Source organism: Bacteroides sp. D55t1_190419_B8, from assembly GCF_015558905.1.
In the GTDB taxonomy this organism is placed as follows: domain Bacteria; phylum Bacteroidota; class Bacteroidia; order Bacteroidales; family Bacteroidaceae; genus Bacteroides; species Bacteroides vicugnae.
Genome location: NZ_JADMOU010000028.1, coordinates 14,622 through 39,452, shown reverse-complemented (window position 1 = coordinate 39,452; position 24,831 = coordinate 14,622). Strand labels below are relative to the sequence as shown.

The 24,831-nt window shown below is 41.6% G+C and carries 20 protein-coding genes; 5 read left to right on the top strand and 15 right to left on the bottom strand.

Annotated features, from left to right (window positions below; translation table 11 throughout):
* Positions 1–425: 425 nt before the first annotated feature.
* The 5 genes from I2I13_RS19395 to I2I13_RS19375 all read right to left on the bottom strand — a co-directional run bounded on the left by I2I13_RS19395 (position 426) and on the right by I2I13_RS19375 (position 7,749).
* Positions 426–1,364, bottom strand: coding sequence for a site-specific integrase (locus I2I13_RS19395; protein WP_148364618.1), 939 nt, complete (start codon positions 1,362–1,364; stop codon positions 426–428).
* Positions 1,365–1,762: 398 nt separating this feature from the next.
* On the bottom strand, positions 1,763–4,324 hold the full coding sequence (locus I2I13_RS19390) for a collagen-like protein (RefSeq protein ID WP_195650265.1): 2,562 nt from the start codon (positions 4,322–4,324) through the stop codon (positions 1,763–1,765).
* 373 nt (positions 4,325–4,697) lie between these two features.
* Positions 4,698–5,636 carry a site-specific integrase gene (locus tag I2I13_RS19385; RefSeq protein WP_148364616.1) on the bottom strand — a complete coding sequence of 313 codons (939 nt, stop codon included), beginning with the start codon at positions 5,634–5,636 and terminating at the stop codon, positions 4,698–4,700.
* Positions 5,637–5,798: 162 nt separating this feature from the next.
* Entirely contained in the window at positions 5,799–7,436 is a 1,638-nt protein-coding gene (gene groL, locus I2I13_RS19380) for a chaperonin GroEL (RefSeq protein ID WP_148364615.1), read from the bottom strand.
* A 40-nt stretch (positions 7,437–7,476) separates the two neighbouring features.
* Positions 7,477–7,749, bottom strand: a complete 273-nt coding sequence (locus I2I13_RS19375; RefSeq protein ID WP_004314007.1) for a co-chaperone GroES — start codon at positions 7,747–7,749, stop codon at positions 7,477–7,479.
* A 244-nt stretch (positions 7,750–7,993) separates the two neighbouring features.
* Here I2I13_RS19375 and I2I13_RS19370 point away from each other — a divergent pair, with 244 nt between their 5' ends.
* Complete coding sequence (locus tag I2I13_RS19370) at positions 7,994–9,040, top strand: L,D-transpeptidase (RefSeq protein ID WP_195650264.1); 1,047 nt, start codon at positions 7,994–7,996, stop codon at positions 9,038–9,040.
* Between the two features lie 400 nt (positions 9,041–9,440).
* On the opposite strand, the gene I2I13_RS19365 is transcribed toward I2I13_RS19370, so the two are convergent.
* The 3 genes from I2I13_RS19365 to I2I13_RS19355 all read right to left on the bottom strand — a co-directional run bounded on the left by I2I13_RS19365 (position 9,441) and on the right by I2I13_RS19355 (position 11,001).
* Positions 9,441–10,148 (bottom strand): DUF5039 family protein, encoded by a 708-nt coding sequence (locus I2I13_RS19365; RefSeq protein ID WP_148364613.1) that lies wholly within the window; start codon positions 10,146–10,148, stop codon positions 9,441–9,443.
* Positions 10,149–10,207: 59 nt separating this feature from the next.
* Complete coding sequence (locus I2I13_RS19360; RefSeq protein ID WP_148364612.1) at positions 10,208–10,756, bottom strand: NUDIX hydrolase; 549 nt, start codon at positions 10,754–10,756, stop codon at positions 10,208–10,210.
* Between the two features lie 71 nt (positions 10,757–10,827).
* Entirely contained in the window at positions 10,828–11,001 is a 174-nt protein-coding gene (locus I2I13_RS19355) for a hypothetical protein (protein WP_004301069.1), read from the bottom strand.
* 140 nt (positions 11,002–11,141) lie between these two features.
* Between I2I13_RS19355 and I2I13_RS19350 the strand changes: the two genes are divergently transcribed.
* The 4 genes from I2I13_RS19350 (at position 11,142) to hydF (ending at position 16,423) form a co-directional block, all read left to right on the top strand.
* Positions 11,142–12,608, top strand: coding sequence for a 4Fe-4S dicluster domain-containing protein (locus tag I2I13_RS19350; RefSeq protein WP_195650263.1), 1,467 nt, complete (start codon positions 11,142–11,144; stop codon positions 12,606–12,608).
* Complete coding sequence (gene hydE, locus I2I13_RS19345) at positions 12,592–13,668, top strand: [FeFe] hydrogenase H-cluster radical SAM maturase HydE (protein WP_195650262.1); 1,077 nt, start codon at positions 12,592–12,594, stop codon at positions 13,666–13,668. Before I2I13_RS19350 ends, hydE begins: the two co-directional genes overlap by 17 nt.
* Positions 13,669–13,718: 50 nt before the next feature.
* Positions 13,719–15,140 (top strand): [FeFe] hydrogenase H-cluster radical SAM maturase HydG, encoded by a 1,422-nt coding sequence (hydG, locus tag I2I13_RS19340; protein ID WP_195650261.1) that lies wholly within the window; start codon positions 13,719–13,721, stop codon positions 15,138–15,140.
* Between the two features lie 92 nt (positions 15,141–15,232).
* The gene (gene hydF / locus I2I13_RS19335) at positions 15,233–16,423 is read left to right on the top strand and encodes a [FeFe] hydrogenase H-cluster maturation GTPase HydF (protein WP_195650260.1); all 1,191 of its coding nucleotides are present in this window, start codon (positions 15,233–15,235) and stop codon (positions 16,421–16,423) included.
* Positions 16,424–16,490: 67 nt separating this feature from the next.
* Here the strand turns inward: hydF and hisS are convergent, their stop codons facing one another.
* The 7 genes from hisS to I2I13_RS19300 form a co-directional block, all read right to left on the bottom strand.
* On the bottom strand, positions 16,491–17,855 hold the full coding sequence (hisS, locus tag I2I13_RS19330; RefSeq protein ID WP_148364982.1) for a histidine--tRNA ligase: 1,365 nt from the start codon (positions 17,853–17,855) through the stop codon (positions 16,491–16,493).
* A gap of 165 nt (positions 17,856–18,020) precedes the next feature.
* Positions 18,021–18,701 carry a zinc metallopeptidase gene (locus tag I2I13_RS19325; protein WP_148364608.1) on the bottom strand — a complete coding sequence of 227 codons (681 nt, stop codon included), beginning with the start codon at positions 18,699–18,701 and terminating at the stop codon, positions 18,021–18,023.
* 119 nt (positions 18,702–18,820) lie between these two features.
* Positions 18,821–20,125 carry an alpha-L-fucosidase gene (locus I2I13_RS19320; protein ID WP_195650259.1) on the bottom strand — a complete coding sequence of 435 codons (1,305 nt, stop codon included), beginning with the start codon at positions 20,123–20,125 and terminating at the stop codon, positions 18,821–18,823.
* A 149-nt stretch (positions 20,126–20,274) separates the two neighbouring features.
* A complete protein-coding gene (locus I2I13_RS19315) occupies positions 20,275–21,546 on the bottom strand; it encodes an adenylosuccinate synthase (RefSeq protein WP_195650258.1) in 1,272 nt (423 codons plus the stop codon).
* Positions 21,543–22,031, bottom strand: a complete 489-nt coding sequence (locus I2I13_RS19310; protein WP_148364981.1) for a Fur family transcriptional regulator — start codon at positions 22,029–22,031, stop codon at positions 21,543–21,545. Before I2I13_RS19310 ends, I2I13_RS19315 begins: the two co-directional genes overlap by 4 nt.
* A gap of 82 nt (positions 22,032–22,113) precedes the next feature.
* A complete protein-coding gene (locus I2I13_RS19305) occupies positions 22,114–22,776 on the bottom strand; it encodes a DNA alkylation repair protein (RefSeq protein WP_004307185.1) in 663 nt (220 codons plus the stop codon).
* A 6-nt stretch (positions 22,777–22,782) separates the two neighbouring features.
* Entirely contained in the window at positions 22,783–24,831 is a 2,049-nt protein-coding gene (locus tag I2I13_RS19300) for a dihydrofolate reductase (RefSeq protein ID WP_167511743.1), read from the bottom strand.

Below are 24,831 nucleotides of genomic sequence, written 5' to 3'. Positions count from 1 at the left end.
CAAGTGCCAACGCCCCGAAGAACATCACTTTTACAAATTTTCTTTTCATAACTACTTAAAAATTACATTAATAATATATTATTAAACACTAAGTTTCAATAATAGCACAACCCGTTACTCTGTAGGTAACAGAGAAACCTTTGTGCCTGCTCTTCTGGAGTAGTCAATACTGAAAAATGATACTAAATGTGATGAAACTTTTTTACCCCTGCTTCTGAAAGGCAGTAGAGGGGAAGGAAATCTTTTGCAAAATTTAGAAGTTAACAAAGCCCTAATACAAAGAATCCGTGTGTTTTATTTGTTCTAGTTCTACTTTTGAATGCTTTATTAGAAAAAATGTGTGATTTCGTTTGGTTGTTTTAAGAAATATGCTCATATTTGCACCGATATTCATTCCCGTTACCTACAGAGTAACAGAATAGTTTTCAAGCACTTACACCTGTCACTGAACGCTTCACAAAATCAAGAACTTGCTTATTTGCTTCATCAATTTTCTTATTCCTGAAAGGTTTCAGATAGGTTTCAGTGACGGTGATAGACGAATGTCCCATCGCTTCAGAAATAATACCCGGATGAATTTCACAATAATAAGCCGTCGTAGCCCAGGTATGACGGGCGGTGTACGAACTAAGTTTATCTCCCAATCCGAGCAATTCACCCAATAACATCAGCTGCTGGTTAAAGCTACGTAATGCAAGCTGATATTCGCGATAAGCCTCTTTGGTCCCTTCACAACTTCTCAACAACGGAAATAAATAAGGAGAAGAAGAATCACGATTCATGTATTTCTTTACCAAAGCCATTGCTTCCGGAGTCAATGTCACCGACAATGGCCGCCCTGTTTTACGCCTGCGATACGTTATTACATTATCGCGCAAATCACTCTTACGCAAATAAGCAAGATCGACAAACGGCATACCACGAAGCGAAAACATCAGGATGAATAGCTCCTGCGCCTGATATACCGCTAATGGTACACCCGATGTACGAGATAATTTAGTAAATACCTTCTTCATGTCCTCATCACCCAACGCACGTTTATGGTCAGCTCGCGTCCCGGTATAAACCGAACGAAACAAATGAGGAACATAAGGAGCCTTCTGAAGATCGACCGCACGATTGTAAACCGCACGAAAGGTCCGTAAATAGGTGGAAACAGTGTTCCAACTACATCCACGACTGCGAAGATATACTTCGAACCCTTTCAACCACTCCGAAGTCACTTCACTAAAAACAAAATCTTTTTTCCCACGATAAGCAATGATGGCATTCAGACTACTACGATAAACATGTGCAGTCCCAAAGTTTCCCTCCATCTGTAACCCAGTGGCTACCTGCTTCATAAATGCTAGTACTTTCAACATCTCATAATTTATTAATAATTTAGACGATAAATATACGAGTATTATCCCATCAATGGAAATACCTCGCATGAACAAACAAAGGAAACGGCTAAGATGTTCCAAAGACAAAAGAGTGCAAAAAGCCCGGACTTTCGCAAGCCCGGGCTTTCTATACTCTCAAAACATCTCCTTAATCTATAGGGAAATAAGGGACTAGTAAATTGGTTCTAGTGCAAATAAGAAGATGTAATGAGACAAAAAAAAGGGATACCTGTGGGAAATAAGGGAGGTATCCCTTTTGGTAAGGTAGGTTTATTAGAAAGTTGTACTTTCACAAACACAACTTTCTATCTACCTTTTTGTATATAATATATCTTTTTGAAAGGTTAAGACCTTACATATAAGTATTATTTATAGTCTTACTTAATTACTTTCACAAAGATCGTCTCAATCGTTGTCTTACCCCATTCGTCAGTAATCTCAACATTGATTTCACATACAGGAGGATTAACAATCGGAGTTGCAGAATCTTTCTTAGAGATTACAACTATTCCCTCTTCAGCTGAAATAAAGTCCGTAGTACTTAACTTCAAGTAATCTTTTGCATTCTGATTTGCAAGTTTAAGTGTTACAGATTTAATTCTAGAATCGTCAAACAGATATTCCTTTCCGTAAGCATCTTCTTTCTTGAAATTTTCCGCTAACAAATCCTGTGAATGTCCTCCATCTACTTCAAATGGCTTATCCTTAGTGCCCTCTTCTCCTATATACTCGAAAATTCCTTCAAATATTTCAGATTTCACTGTTAAGTTGAATCTATCCTTAATAGCATTCAATAGAGGGTTACCGAACGGAGCATAAGATGCAGTAATATAACGACTATCATAAGCACCACCCCAATTGCCAAAAGTTTCAACTGCAATAACAGAATTTGCTGTCGGTTCATCAACTTTATCCAACCATGCAGGAGCATACTTTTCTTGATTGTTCTCGACTTTGGAAGGTCTTTCCTCAGTAAATGTTATATACTGCTTACCATTTGCAAGAGCTGTTGTATTCTTATACAAAGTATAAAGATCATAAGAAATTTTCCCATCTTCAGCTTTACCATAAGCCGTTGCATTATCATTGCTAAAGTAAGATTCTGCACGTTCAAATTTGAACAATTTGCTATCTTGCTGATCTATCATAATAGTGAAAGATGTCTCATACAAAACATCGTTATTCAAACCTTCATCAGGGGCATTATTAATGAATTTAACAGTCGCGGTATGAGAAACTGCAGCAATCTTAGTAGGCTTAAATGTAGCTTTAATCACATATTTAACGATCTTATCAGCCTCTTCTGTTTTATTTCCATCTTTATCCAAGCCTTCCAAAGCTAAAGTAATACTTTCATCGTCGTCTACATATTCCAAGTTTTTCTGTCCATTGATTTCGACTTTACCGTCAGTATAAGCAATTTTCCAGTCAATACGAGCGATCTTTTCCTTTATGATATCTACTGAAGGACCTACAATCTCTGAAGTTGCTGTAAGGTTATCACCATTTACAACCCAAGTCATATCTGCAATTTGAGCTTCTTCTGACTTATATTCAAATGTTAAATCCAACCTAGCACCATTAGCTTCCTCGTATTTCTTTCCTGCAGTAGTAAGATAATTGATAATAACAGTCAATGATCCCTCCTTATTAGCGATAATTGTTTTATTATCTTTATCGAATGTAGCATCGAGTTTTTTAAGATCTTCATCTTTGATGCTATAGTTATAATCGACTACGTCATTTAATTGTTCACCAACCAATTCATCTAAATAATAAACAGTTTTGAAAGGCTTCGTCAGTTCTTTATTATCAATCTTTTTCTCCGTTTCGTCTGTCGTAACTTTCACATCATATTGAGAAATGATTTCATTGCCCCATGCATCTTTTGTTGTTAGTGCATAAGCAATATCATCTTTCAAATTATCCGGATCCACTCCTTCTGCAAACTTTATTGTCAAATTATAAAGGCCTTTATTTGCTGTACTTTCAGCACGAGTCAGAGCAGTCTCACTCATATTCGCATCAATAGCCGATACAACAAAATTTGTATTACCTTTAGAATCAGTCAAGCCGATTTCATAAGATTGTATATCTTTAAGTTCCAGATTTACCGGATTAATCATAGCATAAATTACACTACCTCTGGCAGAAAGGAATGTACCCTTCGGATATGTTATTTCATTAAAAGTAACTCCTTTTTCTTCTTCAACGACTCCATAGAGTAAAGTAGCTATAGCTTGAGTAGAACCCAAATCTACCTTTCCATCTTTTTCGCCAAGTGCACGTATACTAGTGATACGAGCAGCTTTCGGCATAGAAACCTTTTCCCATTCTTTAGTTTCGTTATTGAGAACATTCAATATCCAAACCAATGGATTTTCAGGATCAGCTGTCACATAGATATGAGAAGCTGCTTCATATTCTGTCTTTTTATATTCTCCAGATTCTGCATCCCAAACTTCCCAAAAGCCATCAGCAGATATACGTGGCGATTTTCCATCTTCCCCTTTATCTCCTTGTTCTCCTTTGTCACCTTGGTCACCCTTATCTCCTTGGTCACCTTTGTCGCCCTGATCTCCTTTATCACCTTTCTGTCCTTCAGAACAAATACCAGTGTCCTCCCCATCAATAATCCAATTCTTTGTAGTAGGATCAATCTCAATCTTTGTACCACTTGCCCCTGCAGCACCACTTACGATAGAATAACTCTTACCATCATTAAAAGTTATTTTAAATCCATCAGTAATTGGTTCTACAGCGGTTACCCATTTACCTTCTTTCACAAAATTCTGTAACTCGGCAATGCTAGCTTTGTTTGCGTCAATCTGTGTCTGCAGATTGTCGATGTCATCATCATAGTCTTTACAGCCTACATAGGTGACAGTAGAAAGTGCCAACGCCCCGAAGAACATCACTTTTACAAATTTTCTTTTCATAACTACTTAAAAATTACATTAATAATATATTATTAAACACTAAGTTTCAATAATAGCATGCCCGTTACTTTATAGGTAACGGAAGAACCTCTGTGCCTGCTCTTTGAGAGTAGTCAATACTAGAAAAGGATATAATATGCAATGAAACTTTTTAACCCCTACCTCAAGGAAACGGTAGAGGGGAGGGAAATCTTGTGCAAAATTTAGAGGTTAACAAGCCCTAATACAAAGAATCCACGTGTTTTATATGCTTGTGTTCTCCTTTTGAGTGCTTTATTAGAAAAAATGTGCGATTTCGTTTGGTTGTTTTAAGAAATATGCTCATATTTGCATCGGTATTACTCCCGTTACCTATAAAGTAACAGACTATTTATCAAGCGGTTAATCCACAAATAGACCGCTTAACAAAATCAACTACCTGCTTATTAGCTTCATCAATTTTCTTATTCCTGAAAGGCTTCAAATACGTTTCAGTCACAGTGATAGAAGAGTGCCCCATCGCTTCGGAAATAATACCCGGATGAATCTCACAATAATAAGCTGTCGTAGCCCAGGTGTGGCGTGCAGTATAGGAACTCAACCTATCACCCAGTCCCAACAATTCGCCCAACAACATCAACTGACGATTGAATGTGCGCAATGCCAACTGGTATTCACGATAAGCTTCCCGAGTACCTTCACGGCTTTTCAACAAAGAAAACAGATAAGGAGAAGAACTGTCACGATTCATATACCTCTTTACCAAAACCATCGCTTCCGCGGTCAGTGTCACAGACAAGGTGCGTCCTGTCTTACGCCTGCGATACGTAATCACATTATCACGTAAATCACTTTTACGCAAATAGGCGAGATCGACAAATGGCAAACCACGCAATAAAAACATTAGGATAAAGAATTCCTGTGCCTTACGCAGCGACTGCGAACAAGGTAAAGTCTGTGACAACTTGACAAATACCCTCTTTATATCCTCATCACCCAACGCACGTTTATGATCGGCACGAGTGCCTGTATAAACAGAACGGAACAGGTGAGGAATATAAGGTGCCTTACGAAGATCAACGGCACGGTTATAAACTGCACGAAACGTGCGCAAATAAGTGGAGACGGTATTCCAGCTACAACCACGACTACGAAGATGTACTTCAAACCCTTTTAACCACTCCGGATTCACCTCATCAAAGGTGAAATCCTCTTTCCCACAATAAGCAATGATGGCATTGAGACTGCTACGGTATACATGAGCAGTACCAAAGTTTCCCCCCATCTGTAGCCCACGGGCTACTTGCTTCATAAATGTTACTACTTTCAACATCTCACGATTTATTAATAAATTAGACAATAAATATAGGAGTATTTCAACAATCGAACAAATTGAAGGCAGAGATGTTGCAGGAATACCAAAAAAAGAACCACCTCCCCTATCAGGGAAAGTGGTTCTTATCCTTAATTATATATTTCTAAGCGAAAGCCGGAATTACATCATTCCGCCCATGCCTCCCATTCCGGGAGCACCCATCGGCATTTCTGGCTTATCTTCCTTCTTTTCTACGATCACACATTCAGTAGTCAGGAACATACCAGCGATAGAAGCTGCATTTTCCAAAGCTACACGAGCAACCTTAGCAGGGTCTACTACACCGGCAGCGTGTAAGTTTTCGTAAATATCCAGACGAGCATTGTAACCAAAATCACCTTTACCTTCACGTACTTTCTGAACAACTACCGCACCTTCTTTACCAGCGTTAGCAACGATCTGACGAAGTGGCTCTTCGATAGCACGCTTGATGATTTCAACACCGGTTGTTTCGTCAGCATTGTCACCCTTCATATTTTCGATAGTGTCGATTGCACGAATATAAGCTACGCCACCACCCGGGATGATACCTTCTTCGATAGCAGCACGAGTTGCACGCAAAGCATCGTCCACGCGGTCTTTCTTTTCTTTCATTTCTACTTCAGAAGCAGCACCTACATAGAGAACAGCCACACCACCTGACAATTTAGCCAGACGTTCCTGCAATTTCTCACGGTCATAGTCAGACTTAGTTGCTACAATCTGTGCTTTGATCTGTTCGCAACGTTCCTTGATGCTGTCTTTGTTACCTGCACCGTTTACAACAGTTGTATAGTCTTTAGTAACTGTAACTTTGTCAGCAGTACCCAACATTTCGATGGTAGCCTGTTCCAGTTTCAAACCTTTTTCTTCGCTGATAACAACACCACCTGTCAGGATAGCGATATCTTCCAGCATTTCTTTACGACGGTCACCGAAGCCCGGAGCTTTCACAGCACAAATCTTCAATTGAGAACGCAGACGGTTTACTACCAATGTAGTCAACGCTTCGCTATCTACATCTTCTGCAATGACCAACAGCGGACGACCTGTCTGTACAGCCGGTTCGAGGATAGGCAAGAAATCTTTCAGGTTAGAAATCTTCTTGTCATAGATCAGGATGTAAGGTTTCTCCATCTCACATTCCATCTTTTCCGTATTTGTCACGAAGTAAGCTGACAAATAGCCACGGTCGAACTGCATACCTTCTACTACACCGATAGTAGTATCTGTTCCTTTTGCTTCTTCGATAGTGATCACACCGTCTTTAGAAACCTTACGCATAGCGTCAGCAATCAATTTACCGATTACCGGGTCGTTATTTGCAGATACAGTGGCAACCTGTTCGATCTTGTCATAGTTGTCACCTACAGTTTCAGCCTGATCCTTGATTGATTCTACCACTTTGGCAACGGCTTTGTCGATACCACGTTTGATATCCATCGGGCTAGCACCGGCAGTTACGTTTTTCAAACCTTCAGCTACGATAGCCTGTGCAAGAACGGTTGCAGTAGTTGTACCGTCACCGGCATCGTCACCTGTTTTAGAAGCAACTTCTTTTACTAACTGTGCACCAGTATTCTGGTAAGCATCTGACAATTCGATTTCCTTTGCCACTGTCACACCATCTTTTGTGATGTGCGGAGCACCGAATTTCTTCTCGATGATAACGTTACGTCCTTTCGGGCCCAGAGTTACTTTTACTGCATTTGCCAAAGCATCGACACCTTTTTTCAATTGGTCACGGGCATCGATATTGAATAATATTTCTTTTGCCATTTCTTTATTTACTATTTAAAGATTTATTTACTATTATTAATTAACCCAAAACAGCGAGAACATCGCTCTGACGCATGATCAGATATTTAGTACCTTCAACGTCAAGTTCTGTTCCGGCATATTTACCATAAAGAACTGTATCGCCTACTTTCAATACCATTTCTTCGTCTTTCGTACCGTGACCTACTGCCACAACTTCACCCTTCAAAGGTTTTTCTTTTGCTGTATCAGGGATAATGATACCACCAATTGTTTTTTCTTCTGCAGGTGCAGGGAGGATAAGCACTCTGTCTGCTAATGGTTTAATGTTCATAGTTACTTGTTATATTTTAGTTATACATTTAATAGTAGATGTTATCCGCCATTTTTCAGGCGGAACGCTAAAGTTATTGCGAAAAGCGTGCCAAAGTAAATAAATGATTCTTTGTCAGAATTTGACTGACAAAATGACTGACAACTTGCATTGTATGGCAAAAAAGTATATTTGTCTCCCACTTTTTAAACAAAACAAAAGGATTATTCCTTATAATGACGTATATTCGTAAACGAACCATCAAATGCACTGTATAAATAATATGAATAGAATAGCATCCGGCCTCATCATCGCCTCTTGCGTTTTCTACTCCTGCACTTCGCGTTCAGGAGAGATTCCTCCTGTACACGGACAACAAACAGACTCGCTGTTGCAAGATACAATAGTTCAACCCGAAGTTAAACCAGTTGATAAAAAACTCACAGCAGAGCAGATACAAATCACTAAAGATTTGTTGTACGACCAATATACATTGGATGATATCTATCCTTATAAAGACACTACCCGGCAGTTTCAATGGGATAAAATCAAAGAACAGCTGGCCTTACTCGAAAATATACAGTTGCAGCCTTCCACGTGGGCAATTCTCCAGAATTACAAAAACAGGAATGGAGAAGCGCCACTGGTGAGAAGTTTCAAAAGAAATGCTTACGGACGAGTGGCAGATACACTCGGTATAGAACGTTATCAATCCGTTCCACTTTATTTGCTGACTGACACATTGGTACCCGAACGTTACGGGCAGGATGGAGAACTGACCCGTTTCATCGAAAATGGAGAAAAATTCATTAAAGCAGAACCGGTGTTTACCGGAGATGAATGGATGATTCCTAAAAAGTATGTCAAAGTAATCGGAGATACGGTTGTTTTTAACAAAGCTATTTTCATAGACCGCCACAATCAGAACATCACTTCTCTCGAACGTAGCGGAAAAGGTCAATGGGTGGTTCGCAGTATGAATCCTTCCACTACGGGACGTCATCTGCCGCCATATGCACAGGAAACTCCGTTAGGTATGTTTGTTTTACAGGAAAAGAAAGTAAAGATGGTATTTTTAAAAGACGGTTCGAAAGAAACGGGAGGTTATGCGCCTTATGCCAGCCGTTTCACAGGTGGGGCCTATATCCATGGAGTACCGGTCAATGCTCCCCGCAAGACGCAGATTGAATATAGTCCGTCGTTGGGAACGACACCGCGTTCGCATATGTGTGTACGAAACGCGACTTCCCACGCCAAGTTTATCTATGACTGGGCACCTGTAAATGAGACTATTATTTTTGTATTGGAATAGCGCTGAACAAACATACATCCCTGTCCGAATCCTCACTATCTATCGTTCAAAGTATTATTAGAAAACTTCTTTTCGATAAGGAGAGAACTTGCTTTCCCTACCGGGCAAAGTTACTTCCCCTTTACTTCAATCTATAAACGCAAGTTGCGTTTATAAAAACGGAAGTTGCATTTATATAAATGCAAGTTGCAATTTTATAAACAAAAGTTGCGTTTATAGATTACCCTATAACCTTAATAAGTTTACTTCCCATGCAAAGGAAGTTTGCATAGGGAGAAAAGAAACTTTTCTATATATACTTGAGGGGAAAGATAAAGAGGCCTGAACTTTTCAGTCCAGACCTCCAGCATAAAAAGGGATTATCCCGTATTATCTTATCAAGCGTGTGTAAAATTCTCTTTTATTTCTCTTCAGTCTCATTCAAGCCATACTTTGCTCTCGTTATATTCCGTACAAGTTCTCTCTGCACACTTTCCAATGCACTTATTTCTTTCTGCATCAACTCCAAAGCAGAACCTTTCTGCAATAAATAAGACCGTTCTGAATATTTTATAAAAGAAGTAGGAACTTCCTGTTTTTCTTCCTTATAATGGGCAATTACATGCCGCAAGGCCTCCGATCTATATTTGCAGATCGCTTTTCGTTCGGCGTAATATAAATCTTTATAAGAATTTTCTTCGCTTCTCAACTTTTTCCAAAAAGCAGCAAAGGCTGCAGATACAGCATCTTTCTGCTCCTTGGTCACTGCTTCAGTCTGTTTCTTCTTGAGATCCCTATATTCCTTATATGTATTTAAAAACTTATCCAACTCGTCTTTTGCAGCCTTATGCTCCAACCGGAAAGTTTCCAAAGAAGCAGGACGCTCATATTCGACAACCTGTTGCAGATAAGGCAAATCGTTCCAACTTATATATTTATTGTTTGCTTCACAGTAATCCGCGTAAGCCGCTGCAAGCTGCCAACTATATTCTTTTGTCTTTTGACTCAATTCCTCGTTGATGGCAGACAAGTTCTTTTCCATCTCTTTCAAGTCCTGCGCTGATGCCGTTTGCATACTTCCCCATCCGGAGAGAAACAAACAAAAAATACTCCATAAAACTGTTTTCATAATAAAATGATTTAATTTTTCTCCAAAGTTATTATTTCTCTACAGAATTCCAAACACAATTACAGATTTGCGATATATTTCCATAATGGAGCAGCATTCAGTGCTTGCATAATTTCGTTCTTATCTAGCAGGCTTCTCACTTCTTCCAATGTGAGCAGATGTACAGTGATATCTTCAGTATCTTCAAGATGTTGATGATCTATCAGTTCTACGTCTGTGGCAAGAAAGCAGTAGGTCAGATTGGTATGAGTGCTCGGATTAGCGGAAATCACCATATACTCTTGCCAGTTTCCTTTTCCATAGCCCGTTTCTTCCCACAATTCACGCTGGGCGGACACCAATGGCGAAGCATCTTCCTTCTCGCAGACACCGGCACACAGTTCATAACAAGTTCGTTCGATTCCCGGACGGTACTGGCGGACAAAAACGAATTTACCGTCTTTGGTAATGGCAATGGTATTTACCCAGTCGGGATACTCAAGGATATAATATTCGGGGATATGGTTACCATTGGGAAGTAGCATATCTTCGCAACGCACAGTCAGCCATGGACGGCGAAATAAATATTTGCTACTCACCGTTTTCCAAGCTTTATTCTTTTCTTCCATAAGGTCTGTTTTTTCTTCCGGCAAAAATACAAATTTCCTCCGGATTATCCTATCCTTCCGGTTGCTTGTTTTTATTCGTCCGTGTCGATACAAGTGATCTCTATCTCATGTATCTGCTCCAGATATTTTTTGGTAGAGCTTACCAAAGAACTTCCCATGTAGAATAAAAACATCAGGCTGATAATAACCATCAATGCACCAATCATGGCAAAACGACTGCGCTGTTCAAAAATACTGCTATTCATAACTCTGCCTCCTCTTATTTTTTGTCCACCACAAAGATAGCACGCGAAGGCTACAAAAAAGTTACAAGAATGTTTCAAAAAACTTAAATATTGAAATAGTGTTCGTATCTTTGCACCAACTAACAACCTTTTATTACAATATGGCATTTACGAATAATATTATGATTGTCCGGCATAAATTGCTGGCGGACCTTGTCAGACTCTGGAAAAACGATGAATTAGTGGAAAAGATAGACCGGCTCCCGATTGAGTTGAGTCCACGAAAATCAAAACCTGTAGGACGTTGTTGTATACACAAAGAACGTGCGGTGTGGAGATACAAGACTTTTCCCTTGATGGGTCTGGATATGACAGACGAACACGACGAAGTTACCCCGCTTTCCGAATATGCACGACTGGCATTGAGCCGCCCCGAACCGGAAAAGGAGAATATCATGTGCGTCATCGATGAGGCCTGTTCTTCCTGCATACAAATCAATTATGAAATAACCAACCTTTGCCGCGGATGTGTGGCACGTAGCTGTTATATGAACTGCCCCAAGGATGCGATACGTTTCAAGAAAAACGGTCAGGCAATGATTGACCATGACACGTGTGTCAGTTGCGGTATTTGTCACAAAAGTTGTCCTTATCACGCTATTGTATATATTCCCGTACCTTGTGAAGAATCTTGTCCGGTAAAGGCTATCAGTAAAGATGAACATGGTATAGAGTATATTGATGAAAGCAAATGTATCTATTGCGGAAAATGCATGAATGCTTGTCCGTTCGGTGCTATCTTCGAAATCTCGCAAACGTTCGATGTATTGCAACGGATCCGGAAAGGAGAAAAGATGGTTGCCATCATTGCTCCATCTATTTTGGGACAGTTCAAGACTTCCATCGGACAAGTATACGGTGCTTTCAAAGAAATAGGATTTACCGATGTGATCGAAGTAGCCGAAGGCGCCATGTCAACCACTAGCAATGAAGCTCACGAGTTGTTGGAGAAGTTGGAAGAGGGTCAGAAGTTTATGACAACTTCCTGTTGTCCTTCTTATATCGAACTGGTAGAGAAACATATTCCGGATATGAAACCTTATGTTTCTACCACCGGATCACCGATGTACTATACCGCACGGATTGCCAAAGAAAAGCATCCGGATGCTAAGATTGTATTTGTCGGTCCTTGCGTAGCAAAACGAAAAGAAGTACGCCGCGATGAAGCTGTGGATTATATCCTGACGTTCGAAGAAATCGGTTCGATTCTCGACGGGCTGGACATTCAGCTGGAACAAATGCAGGAGTTCTCCGTATTACATACTTCCGTTCGCGAAGCACACGGATTTGCACAGGCAGGTGGTGTGATGGGAGCTGTCAAAGCTTATCTGAAAGAAGAAGCGGAGAAAATCAATGCGATACAAGTGTCGGACATCAATAAAAAGAATATCGCTCTGCTGCGTGCCTGTGCCAAGACGGGAAAGGCTGCCGGACAGTTTATTGAAGTGATGGCATGCGAAGGAGGATGTATCACCGGACCGAGTACGCATAATGACATTGTTTCGGGACGTCGCCAACTGGCACAAGAGCTGCTCAAACGGAAAGAGAGCTATGAAACAATGGATTGATAAACTACGACAGGAAAGAACACTGACACCGGAAGAATTCCGGCAACTGTTGACCGGATGTGACGCAGAAACTCTGCGTTACATCAATAAACAGGCGCAGGAAGTCACACTCCTCCACTTCGGAAACAAAATTTATATCCGCGGACTGATTGAAATCAGCAACTGCTGCCGGAATAACTGTTATTACTGTGGTATTCGAAAAGGAAATCCGAATATCGAACGTTACCGGTTAAGCCGGAAGAGTATACTGGACTGTTGCAAACAGGGCTATGAACTGGGATTCCGCACCTTTGTATTACAAGGAGGAGAGGATCCTGCACTGACAGACGATCAGATAGAAATGACCGTCGCCCGTATCAGACAGGAGTATCCGGATTGTGCCATTACGCTGTCGCTCGGTGAAAAATCACGTGAGGCATACGAACGTTTCTTCCGTGCCGGAGCCAACCGTTATCTGTTACGTCACGAAACTTATAATGAGTTGCATTACCGGCAACTGCATCCGGCGGAAATGTCCGGCAAACAACGTCTGCAATGTTTAGCGGATTTGAAAGAGATCGGTTATCAGACAGGAACCGGAATTATGGTCGGCAGTCCGGGACAAACAGTAGAGCATATCATTGAGGATCTATTGTTTATAGAAAAGCTCCGCCCGGAAATGATTGGCATCGGACCTTTCCTGCCGCATCATGACACGCCTTTTGCAGAACATCCCAGCGGAACGGTGGAACAGACGATTCTTCTATTATCCATCTTCCGCCTGATGCATCCGTCCGCATTGATTCCGGCAACAACAGCTCTTGCCACTCTCATTCCTGATGGCAGGGAACGGGGTATTTTAGCAGGTGCCAATGTGGTTATGCCCAACCTGTCTCCCCGGGAGGAGCGAAGAAAATACGAATTATACAATGACAAAGCTTCACTCGGAGCGGAATCTGCCGAAGGGCTGGCTGCCTTACAAAAGCAATTGAATGCCATCGGTTACGAGATTTCTACCGAAAGAGGCGACTTTAAGTGCACCACAGACTGCACAGATTCACAAAGATTTATTTCGGATTAAATCTTAATCTGTGATATTCGGGCAACTCATGGTGAAAAAACAGAAAATATATGATATACCAAAAAGATTCATCAAAAGCAGAAGAGTTTATCCATCATGAAGAGATTCTGGATACGCTGGAATATGCGCAGAAGAATAAGGATAACCGTGTCCTGATTGAACAACTGATTGAAAAAGCTGCTCTGTGCAAAGGACTGACGCACCGGGAAGCAGCCGTTCTGCTGGAATGTAACCAACCTGACCTGATAGAACGTATCTTTCATCTCGCCAAAGAAATCAAACAGAAGTTTTACGGCAACCGCATTGTCATGTTCGCACCACTTTATTTATCAAACTATTGCGTAAATGGTTGCGTATATTGTCCGTATCATGCTAAAAACAAAACGATTGCACGCAAGAAGCTGACGCAGGAGGAAATTCGCCGGGAAGTGATTGCCTTGCAGGATATGGGACATAAGCGGCTCGCTCTTGAAGCGGGTGAACATCCGTCACTAAATCCGATAGAATATATTCTGGAATCTATTCAAACGATTTACAGTATCAAACATAAAAACGGAGCTATCCGCCGCGTAAACGTAAATATCGCAGCCACTACAGTAGAAAATTATCGCCGATTAAAAGAGGCGGGTATCGGTACGTATATCTTATTCCAAGAGACTTATCACAAGGACAACTACGAAGCACTTCATCCCACCGGCCCCAAGAGTAATTACGCCTATCACACCGAAGCGATGGACCGTGCCATGGAAGGGGGAATCGATGATGTAGGTATTGGTGTGCTTTTCGGTTTGAATACTTATCGGTATGATTTTATCGGATTGTTAATGCATGCCGAACATCTGGAAGCCAAATTTGGTGTAGGTCCTCATACAATCAGCGTGCCGCGTATCTGTTCGGCGGACGACATTGATGCGGGAGATTTTCCGAATGCAATCTCCGATGAGATATTCAGTAAAATTGTAGCTGTTATCCGCATGGCCGTTCCTTATACGGGAATGATTATTTCCACACGTGAATCACAAGAATCACGTAAAAAGGTGCTCGAATTGGGTATCTCACAAATCAGCGGCGGTTCACGCACCAGTGTAGGCGGATATGCTGAAACAGAATTACCCGACCATAATTCCGCGCAATTTGACGTAAGCGATACCCGGACATTGGACGAAGTGGTCAACTGGTTGCTCGAACTCGGATATATCCCCAGTTTCTGTACTGCCTGTTACCGGGAAGGACGGACAGGCGACCGTTTCATGTCATTAGTAAAATCCGGCCAGATAGCCAACTGTTGCGGCCCCAATGCACTGATGACCCTGAAAGAGTATCTGGAAGATTATGCTTCCGAAGATACCCGCCAGAAAGGATTAGAATTGATTCTAAAAGAAACAGACCGGATCCCCAACCCCAAAATCAGGGAAATAGCTATCCGAAACCTCAAAGCCATAGCCGCAGGGCAAAGAGATTTTAGATTTTAAATAATACGCCAATGTGTCAATGTGCTAATATGTCAATTAGTTCATTCATGCGCAGCCAATTGGCACATTTGCACATTAAAAAATTATTAATTATGAACTTAACAGATACTCCAAATGCAAACAGACTTCATATAGCCCTTTTCGGTAGACGAAACTGTGGTAAATCTTCTCTTATCAATGCATTGACAGGACAGGACACCGCCCTCGTTTCAAATACTCCGGGAACGACTACCGACCTTGTATCCAAAGCTATGGAAATTCAAGGTATTGGTCCGTGTTTGTTTATAGATACTCCGGGGTTCGATGATGAGGGAGAACTGGGGGAGCTGCGTATCAGCCGGACTTTAAAGGCTATCGAGAAAACGGATATTGCATTGCTACTATGTGGAGACACTACTTTTTCTCATGAAAAGGAGATGCTGGCATTATTGAAAGAGAAAAATATCCCTGTCATTCCGATATTGAACAAAATAGATATACGAGAAAATAGCGATAGCTTAGCTACGTATATTGAGAACGAATGTAAAATACGCCCATTACTTATCAGTGTCAAAGAAAAGACAGGAATTGAACAGATCCGGCAAGCCATTCTCGAAAAACTACCTTCAGATTTCGGTCAACAGAATATCACCGGGGAGCTTGTTACAGAAAACGACCTTGTACTTCTGGTCATGCCGCAGGATATTCAGGCTCCCAAAGGCAGACTGATTCTGCCCCAAGTGCAGACTATCCGCGAATTGTTGGATAAGAAATGTCTCGTAGTGACTTGTACCACTGACAAGTTTTCGGCAACCCTGCAAGCTCTTGCCCGTCCCCCGAAATTAATCGTCACCGATTCACAGGTCTTCAAGACTATTTATGAACAGAAGCCAAAGGAAAGTGAACTAACCTCTTTCTCTGTGCTTTTCGCTGGATATAAAGGTGATATTCATTATTATGTAGAAAGTGCAACTGCCATTGAAGGACTAACGGAATCGTCACGTGTACTGATAGCGGAAGCTTGTACACACGCTCCCCTTTCAGAAGATATAGGAAGAGTGAAACTTCCCCGTTTGTTACGGAAACGAATTGGAGAGAATCTGCAAATTGATATGGTAGCCGGAACCGACTTTCCACAGGACCTGACTCCTTACTCTCTCGTTATCCATTGCGGAGCATGTATGTTCAATCGTAAATACGTACTTAGCCGTATTGAACGCGCGCGGGAGCAACATATTCCTATGACGAATTATGGAGTGGCAATTGCTTTCCTCAATGGCATACTAGATCAAATAAAGTATTAAATCCCAGTCAAAAAAAGAGTCCGGTGTAATACCGAACTCTCACAATATATAGTAAATTATTAACTGCTTATTTCTTCACAACAGCAATCAGCTCCTCTGCTGAAACAAGATTCTGTTCTCCTGTCTCCATATTCTTCAGCATTGCTTTGCCTTCGTTCATTTCATTCTCACCGACAATAGCTACAAACGGAATATTCTTTGCATTGGCATAACTCATCTGTTTCTTCATCTTGGATGCATCCGGGAAAATCTCTGCACGAATACCTGCAGCACGCACTTTAGCCAGAATTGCCATAGAGAAAGCTGCCTCCTTTTCACCGAAGTTGATAAACAGAATTTCTGTTCCATTTACAGCTTCTTTCGGATAAAGATCGAGTTGGTTCAATACGTCGAAGATACGGTCTGCACCAAAAGAGATACCTACTCCCGACACTCCTGCCATACCGAATACTCCGGTCAGATTATCATAACGGCCACCTCCTGTGATACTGCCAATCTGCACATCCAATGCTTTCACTTCAAAGATAGCACCTGTATAATAGTTCAGTCCGCGAGCTAGTGTCAGGTCAAGTTCGATTTCATTCTTCAAGCCCATTGCTTCCAATGTATTCAGGATAAATTCGCTTTCTTCCACTCCCTTCAATCCTACTTCACTGGCTGATAATACATTTTTCAATGTTGCCAACTTTTCCGCATTCGTACCGCTAAGAAGAATAATCGGCTGCAACTTGGCAATAGCCTCATCACTGATCCCCTTCTCTTTCAGTTCGGCATTTACATTATCCAAACCGATTTTATCCAGTTTATCAATCGCTACGGTAATATCGACAATCTTATCTGATTCACCTATAATTTCAGCGATACCGGAAAGAATCTTACGGTTGTTAATCTTAATACATACTCGAATATTGAAACGACTGAAAACAGTATCGACAATCTGCATCAATTCCACTTCATTCAGTAATGAATCACTTCCTACAACATCAGCATCGCATTGATAAAATTCACGATAGCGTCCCTTCTGCGGACGGTCGGCACGCCATACCGGTTGAATCTGATAACGTTTGAACGGGAAAGTGATTTCATCACGATGCATCACCACGTAGCGGGCAAAAGGTACTGTCAAATCATAACGCAAACCTTTCTCACAGAATTTGCTTGCCAGTTTGGCAGCATTACGGCTTAACAATTCTTCGTCAGTAATCCCGGAAAAATAATCTCCTGAATTCTGAATCTTAAAGAGTAGTTTATCCCCTTCATCGCCGTACTTTCCCATCAGTGTAGAAAGCATCTCCATCGAAGGAGTCTCTATCTGCTGAAATCCATACAAATGATATACGTCACGAATCGTATTGAATATATAATTACGCTTCGCCATTTCTACCGGCGAAAAGTCACGAGTTCCTTTAGGAATACTTGGTTTTGCTGCCATCATATTACTGTTTATAATTTTAATTGTGCAAATTTACTGCAAATTTCCGAGCAATGCTTACATATACTAAAAAAAATCCTCCATAGTCTTCGGAAAGACTGCGGAGGATCTCTTTTTATTTTATAGAAGGAAGCTGGCAAACCTGCCTTTTCCCTCTTTCATTTCTTAGTCTCTTCTACCCATGAAGATCATGATGTAGTAAACCAATGTAGCCAGTGAACCTAATGCAGCAACTACATACGTATAAGCAGCAGAACGAAGAGCATCTTCAGCCTGTGCATGATTATACGAATTAGTAATGCCGGATGAGCTCAACCATACCAATGCACGTTTACTTGCATTGATTTCCACCGGCAGCGTGATAAAGCTGAACAGGGTAGTCATGGCGAACAGGATAATACCTGCCAGCAATAACTGCGGAAAAGAGTTTACCAGCAAGATACCACCCAACAATACCCACGTCATAATGGAAGAAGCAAAGTTCACAACCGGAACCAATGCACTACGCATTTTCAACGGAGCGTACATACGTGCATGCTGCACAGCGTGTCCACATTCATGGGCTGCTACGGCAGCCGCCATAATGCTGTTACTTTCATACACTCCTTCACTCAAATTCACGGTTTTGTTAGTAGGATTGTAGTGGTCGGTCAATCGTCCCGGCGTATGTGTAACCTGTACATCATAAATTCCATTGTCATGCAACATCTTCAAAGCAACATCGCGTCCTGTCATTCCGTTTCCTGTAGGAATCTTAGAGTACTTCTTGAATTTGTTTTGCAAATTCATCTGCACCAGCCAACTGACAACAGCGATTCCTATAAATAATACCCAATAAGACATCATATACTTTTCAATTTTAATTATTACTCTATATCTCTGAAACAAATTGTTTGCCAAAAATAAGGGGAAACTACCAATGTCAGAATAGTTTCCCCTCGCTTTTATGAAGAATTAGCTAAAAATTAGTCAATTGTCAGTTCTACTACATAGTCAATATCTTTCGGAACCTCTGCAAACTCAAGCAAAACACCTGCTTTCGTCTTTGTGAAACGAACCGGAGACTGATCTTTAAACAAGACTGCTTTCTTAATTTTCTTGTCTGTCAACGGCAGGAATAAAGCCCTGTCTTTCAGGTCAAGGATATGCACATAGAGTTTATTTCCTTTTTGTGTTGTCACTCCCCAATCATGCGGAGCAACTACACCACTTCGTGTTCCATAGATCGTTTCGCCATATTGTTTCATCCACTCTCCCATCTCTGCCAAGCGTTGCACAGCTACCGCAGGAAGTTCTCCATCGGGTTGAGGACCGATATTCATCAAAAGATTGGCATTCTTACCGGCTGCTTTCACCAGATAATGAATCAATGTCTTCGTAGATTTATAATTCTGGTCGGTAATCTTATATCCCCACATGCCATTCATTGTTTCACAAGTTTCCAACGGCAGATGGCTTACATCTTGCCCGGAAAGTCCGGCAGAATTTTCACCGGGCAGATCACGTTCAAAAATCTGAATATCTTCACCTTCAAAAGGTGTCTGGTGATGATTGTTACCGATAAGACATCCCGGCTGGAGTCTATGAATCAGCCTATATTGCTCCGGTAATTCCCAATCGAATTTTTCATTCTGGTCCTGATCCCACCATCCGTCAAACCAGATAGCACCTATGGGACCATAATTCGTCAGCAACTCCGTCAACTGATTATTCATGAATTGATAATAACTTTTCCAATCCCCTTTCGAGTTCGCACGTCCTGTCCCCTGCCCTGTACGTCCCCAAGGATAGTCCTCACGCGCCCAGTCAAGATGTGAGTAATAAAAATGAAGCTTGATACCCTGCTTGGCACAGGCTGCTGCCAGTTCTTTCACGATATCTCTTTTAAAAGGGGTGGCTTTGACTACGTTATAATCCGAATACTTGGTATCAAACATAGAAAAACCTTCGTGATGACGGGTAGTGAAACAGATATATTTAGCTCCCGAAGCTTTAATAGCAGCCACCCATTTATCCGCATCAAACTTGGAAGGATAGAATCCACCTGCCAGTTTGGCATACTCTTTATAATTCAGATTATTATTTGACATAGTCCACTCACCGGAAGCGAGCATAGCATATAGCCCCCAGTGAAGAAAAATGCCAAACTTATTGTCTTGAAATTCCTGTCGTGCTTTCAGATTCTCTTCAGCAGGTTGATAGGGAAATTGTGCAAATACTCCCAAGTTCATGACGAACAACAAAAGGAAAGTTATAAAACGTGTTTTCATAAGGCGTACATTATTATAGGCTTGAAAAAGGTTAAATCGGTAAATGCGCTATCGCAGAGAAGAAATATTTTAGGCACGGATTACACGGATTTCACGGTATTAATTAAAAAGAAACCGTGAAATCCGTGTAATCCGTGCCTAATCAATTGTTATTCTTCAGTATAACGTTCGATCGTCTGTGCTCTGTCCGGTCCTACGGAAACAATCTTGATTTCTACACCAAGCTGCTCTTCCAGGAAAGTCAGATAAGCGTTGAATTCTTCCGGGAATTCATCTTCGCTCTGCATCTTAGTCATATCCGTCTGCCAGCCGGGAAGTTCCGCATACACTGGTTCTACCCCTTCTGTGATGTCATACGGGAAATAATCGATTTCTTCACCGTTCACTTTGTAAGCAACACAAGCTTTGATTGTTTCGAAAGTATCGAGTACATCGCTCTTCATCATAATCAATTTGGTAACCCCGTTTATCATAACGGAATACTTCAGCGCTACCAGGTCGATCCATCCGCAACGACGTTTACGTCCGGTAACAGAACCGAATTCATGTCCCAAAGTACACATCTTGTCACCTGTTTCATCAAATAGTTCTGATGGGAACGGACCTGCTCCTACACGAGTACAGTATGCTTTGAAAATACCATATACTTCACCTATACGGTTAGGCGCCACTCCCAGTCCGGTGCAGGCTCCCGCACATACGGTATTGGAAGAAGTCACAAACGGATATGAACCGAAATCAATATCAAGCATAGTACCCTGAGCTCCTTCACAAAGAACACTCTTACCATCTTTCAACAGATTATTCACTTCATGTTCGCTATCTACAAAATGGAATTGTTTCAGGTATTCGATACCTTCCAACCATGCTTTTTCCAATTCTGTCAGGTCATATTCATAATTCAGACTCTTCAGGATTTGCTCGTGACGAGCCTTCGCAGCAGCATACTTCTCATCGAAGTTATGAAGAATGTCACCTACACGAACACCGTTACGGCTCACTTTATCCGTATAAGTAGGACCGATCCCTTTGCCGGTAGTTCCTACTTTGGCATCTCCTTTGGCTGCTTCATAAGCAGCATCCAGAATACGGTGTGTCGGAAGAATCAGATGAGCTTTCTTTGAAATGTGCAAACGTTCTTTCAGCGGATGACCTGATGCCTCAAGTGCTTCTGCCTCTGCCTTAAACAATGCGGGATCAAGTACCACACCGTTACCGATGATGTTTACCTTGTTTCCCTGAAAAATACCGGAAGGAATAGAGCGGAGCACATATTTCTGTCCTTCGAACTCAAGCGTGTGACCGGCATTCGGGCCGCCCTGAAAACGAGCAACCACATCATACTTAGGTGTTAAAACGTCGACTACTTTTCCTTTACCTTCGTCGCCCCATTGTAATCCTAATAGAACATCTACTTTCATTTTTCTTTTTTATTGTTGTTATTTACTTTTTTCCGTTTGTTAGCTCTGTCGCACTTACTACATACTCCATATATATATAAGGAGTAATGTGAAAGCTGGAAGCGGCTCAATTTCGTATTTTCAATGGCATGCTGTAATTCCTCGTTCTGAAACTCGGTCACTCTACCACATTGAGTACATATCTGATGATGATGTGTCTCGCGATTATATGATTTTTCGTATTGGGAAGAAGTGCCGAACTGATGCTTAATGACCAATCGTGCATTAATAAGGAGGATAATAGTGTTGTAGAGAGTTGCACGGCTCACCCGGAAATTCTCCTGGTCCATCATCCGTAAATAAAGCATGTCAATATCGAAGTGACCGTCGATAGAATAAATAGTATCGAGTATGGCGTAACGTTCAGGAGTCTTACGATGCCCGTTCGCCGTGAGATATTCCGTGAATATCTGCCTTACTGTATCTTTCACGTTTTGAGTTTCCATCATCAGCCAAAATTAGCGCGAACAAAGTTAAGCCTTTTTTGCGGAAAGCAAAAGAAATTCTTAGAAATAAGTAATGGGTTAATTATTCTTCAGTCTCTTCTTTCACCATGTTGTAGAGCATCTGCTCCCCTTCCAAGGTAGAATCAGCCATTCCCTCCACCAGACGGCATACTTGAAAAGCATGTTCTTCACTATGCTGCATATATTTGCGGATAACCAGTAAAGCAGCGTTACGAACGTGATAACTGTCGGAATGTACGGCACAGATCGCCTGATCGAGTAATTCACCGGAAGCGCGTTCAGTCATATCGCCTTTCTTCATCAGAAGACGGGCGGCCGTCAGAAAACCACAAGTCTGTATATACTCCTGCTCGTCAGCAATCCAGTGAAAAGATTTGGCCGGAGCATACGGCAAATGCTGGAAGAGATTCATGCAAGTCAGTTCGGCTATCTCGATATTCCGGATATTTTCTACCCAAATGTCGGCTATCTCGGGATAAAATGTTTCAATCGGCTGAAGCATTCCCGCCAGAATTTTACATTCGCGAATGTCCTCTTTCCACAGAGCCTGTGCCAGGTCATGATTCTTCTCATAACTTTCGGCAATCATCTTGATGCGGGGCAGTTCTACTCCGAAATTGAGTTTATAAACCAGCCCTTTCTCACGCATACTTTGGGACACAGCCCCGTTCATAGAGAGACGGAGCTGTGTCTTGATATCTTTCAATTGTTCTTTAATATCCATTTCAAATCAGTTGTTTATTGAAGGCAACGGAGAATAATCAGTGCTGTAACGCAACATTTGTTCTACATAACCCTCATCATAGGAAACTGTGACATCTGTAACAGTTCCGTTTTCATCTGTCACCAGTTCGTATTTCGGATTCACAAAGCCTTTGTAAGGAGCCAGATTCAGCTTCTTATAACGTTCCAGAACTTCTGCATGCAGAGCCGGATCCACTTTTACCGCATAGTTTTCTACCAATGTACGGGCACCTTCAAAATCACCAGTCGACTTGATGCGCTGGATTTCAGCTAATAATTCACCGAAAAGTTGACGTACCTTCTGATAGTCATTGATAACCACATAAGTCTTTCCGTCTTTTTTCACCAGTTCCACCGCTTTATCAGCAGCCCCCTTTTCAAATACCCAACGGGCTATCAGCTGGCGATTGCGCATGTGAGCTTCTTCAACACTATTTCCCGGTTCAATACGTACCAGTTGTGTCATCAACCCATTCATCAGATAAGTATAGTATTGAGCCTTATAAGCATCGGGAGAAGAGAGCAGCCCCAATTCCACCAGCTTCGGATCGGCTACATAATACAATCCGAATAAATCGGCCCGTGCCTCTTCGATAGTAGAACCATAAGCCTTCAATGCATCAGGATCTACCCCCGGAAGCAACTTGCCGGAACCGTGTCCCAGACATTCATGCAAGTCTGTATGAAGCTCATCCGTCAAGTCAGAATAAGCATCGATCAGCTGTAATTCCGCATCACTATAAACAAATTCTTCGTTGAATCCGTTTCCATGAGCAGCTTTATTATAAGCATCCGTTATGTTTCCGATAGTCACCGATTTGGAGCCATGATGGGCACGAATCCAGTTGGCATTCGGCAGATTGATACCGATAGCAGTTGCCGGATAAAGATCACCCGCAAGAATAGCGGCAGTGATTACTTTAGCCGATACGCCTTTCACCTTTTCTTTCTTAAAAGACTTATCAACCGGAGAATGATCTTCAAACCATTGCGCGTTACTGCTGATAATCTCCGTACGGTGTGTCGATTCCAGATCTTTGAAGTTCACCAAAGATTCCCAGCTCGCTTTCATCCCCAAAGGATCGCCGTAACTTTCGGTAAATCCGTTCACAAAATCGATCCGTGAGTCAAGGTCTTTCACCCAAAGAATCGCATATTCATCAAAATCTTTCAAATCACCGGTTTCATAAAATTGGATCAGCTTGGTGATAACAGCTTTTTGTGCCTCATTCTCTGCCACACCTTCCGCTTTCTTCAGCCAATAAACAATCTTCTCAATTGCCTGTGTATAAAGCCCGCCTACTTTCCAAACCTTCTCTGTCAACTTCCCGTTTTCTTTTACCAAACGACTATTCAGTCCATAAGAAACCGGTGTTTCATCTTTCGGATCTTTCAGCACGCTATAGAAACTTTCCGCCTCTTTCTGCGTCACTCCATCATAATAATTACAAGCAGAGGTCAACACAAGATCTTCGCCATCCGCTTGGTTTACCCGTTTCGGCATAACCGTCGGATCGAAAATCACCGGAAACAGTTCGGCACAAAGCTGTTCGGCAGTCTGCCCTTTCTCCAATGGAAGCAACTTGGCATCCAGACCGAGCACGGCCTGTTTCAAAAATTCCTGTGAGAAGTTCGGCACAAATTTCTCCATACCATAGTGGTGATGAATACCATTGGAGAACCATACCCTTTTCAGATACACCTCCATGTTTTTAAAATCAGGCGTCGTTTTATCTCCCTGATAGTTTGTATATACTGCTTCGAGCATCCTACGGATTCTCAAATTATATTTTCCATTCTGGTCAAACAGAATATCCCTTCCTTCCAGAGCAGCCTCTGTCAGGTAATAAATCAGTTCCTTCTGTTTCAGCGTCAGTTCCTCAAATCCGGGAACCTTATAACGCAATATCTGTAAATCAGCAAATTGTTCCACTGTATAATCAAATTTTCCTGCTTCAGCAGTTGTTGTTTTACTTCCTCCGCACGACGTTAAAAGCGTGGCGGCCACTGTCATTAAAATCAGATGTTTTCTCAT